Origin of the sequence: Pontibacter fetidus, from assembly GCF_010119545.1 — a bacterium.
In the GTDB taxonomy this organism is placed as follows: Bacteria; Bacteroidota; Bacteroidia; order Cytophagales; family Hymenobacteraceae; genus Pontibacter; species Pontibacter fetidus.
On record NZ_JAAEAA010000045.1, the window covers coordinates 1 to 840 of the forward strand.

1 protein-coding gene is annotated in these 840 nt (G+C 44.4%); it reads left to right on the forward strand.

Annotation, left to right across the window (positions count from 1 at the left end):
- Positions 1-55: 55 nt before the first annotated feature.
- A protein-coding gene (locus tag GWO68_RS17680) for an IS5 family transposase (RefSeq protein WP_202923811.1) occupies positions 56-831 on the forward strand; the annotation gives its coding sequence in 2 pieces (ribosomal slippage) (positions 56-392 and positions 392-831; 777 coding nt in all).
- The last annotated feature ends 9 nt before the right edge of the window (positions 832-840 follow it).

An 840-nucleotide genomic window follows, 5' to 3' on the forward strand; every position in this document is an offset into this window, starting at 1 on the left:
TAGAAGCTATCTCATAAATAGAGATCAAAAATAATCAAGGGATCGTTTATCAGTTATGAAGTTAACAGATAAGCAATGGGGAAAATTAAAAGACCTCATTCCTGATGGTGCCAGGCGGGCAGACGGGAAAGGCAGGCCTTGGAGAGATAAGCGGGAAGTGTTGGAAGGTATTTTGTGGATTCTAAAGACAGGCGCGCAGTGGAGTCATTTACCAGCTATTTATCCGCCTTATCAAACCTGCCACCGCAGGTTTCAGCAGTGGCAAAAGCAGGGTGTAATGCAACTGGTGGTAGAAGCGCTGGCAAAAGACTTACAGGAAAGAGGCGAGGTGGATTTGAGCGAATGTTTCATTGACGGCTCTTTCTGCATGGCTAAAAAAGGGGGGCTTTTGTGGGCAAGACTAAACGAGGTAAAGGCACCAAGATCATGGCAGTCACAGACGCTGGTGGTACTATTTTGTCTGTCTCAATCCAATCTGCATCTCCCCACGAAGTAAAGCTGGTAGAAAATGTGCTGGAAGAAAGGTTCATAGAAGACCTTCCCACACGGCTGATTGGTGACAGAGCCTATGATTCTGATCCGCTGGATGAAGAGTTAAAGCAGCAGGGTATCGAGATGATCGCCCCGCACAGAAAAAACAGGAAAAAGAAGAAAACTCAGGACGAAAGAAAGCTCCGGCGCTTCAAAAGAAGATGGAAGGTAGAACGCTTCTTCGCCTGGCTTTTTAACTATAGAAAATGCGTGGTCAGATATGAATACAAAGAAGAAAATTTTAAAGCATTTATTTTGCTGGCATGCATGCTTATCCTCCTAAAACCATTTATGAGATAGCTTCTAGTA